At 70.0% G+C, this 574-nt stretch carries 1 pseudogene; it reads left to right on the top strand.

From position 1 onward, the window contains the following. A pseudogene (locus IG99_RS43765) lies at positions 1-574 on the top strand (RNA-guided endonuclease InsQ/TnpB family protein); the annotation flags it as partial.

Below are 574 nucleotides of genomic sequence, written 5' to 3'. Positions count from 1 at the left end.
GGCATGCCCCGGCACAAGAAGAAGCGCGAGGCGCTGCCCACGCTGAACTACACACAGCGCGGGTTCCGGTTGAAGGGCGGCCGCCTGCACGTCGCGGGCGGCATCAGCCTGACCGTGGTGTGGTCCCGCGAACTCCCTGCCGCCCCCTCCAGTGTGCGCGTGTACCGGGACACGGTCGGGCACTGGTACGCCTCGTTCGTCGTCGCCACCGAGACACAGCCACTTTCCAAGACGGGCGCCGTCCTCGGTGTGGACTGGGGAAGACGGGCGCCGTCCTCGGTGTGGACTGGGGCGTCAAGGAGACCGCCACCACCACCTCCGATCCGTACGACCTCCCCCACCCGGAGCACGGGCGCAAGGCCCAGGCGAAGCTGACCCGGTACGACCGGATGGTGGCGCGCCGCAAGCCCGCCAGGGGACAGGCCTCGTCGAAGGGGCACCGCGAGGCGAAGAAGTGGCGCGCGAAGACCTACGCGAAGATCGCGTGTCAGCGGCAGGACACCGCCCGCAAGTGGGCCAAGCGCGTCATCCGCGACCACGACGCGATTGCGGCCGAGGACTTCCGGCCGAAGTT

This window comes from Streptomyces griseus subsp. griseus, assembly GCF_000720255.1.
GTDB lineage: Bacteria > Actinomycetota > Actinomycetes > Streptomycetales > Streptomycetaceae > Streptomyces > Streptomyces griseus_I.
This window is presented reverse-complemented; position numbering and strand designations above follow the sequence as displayed.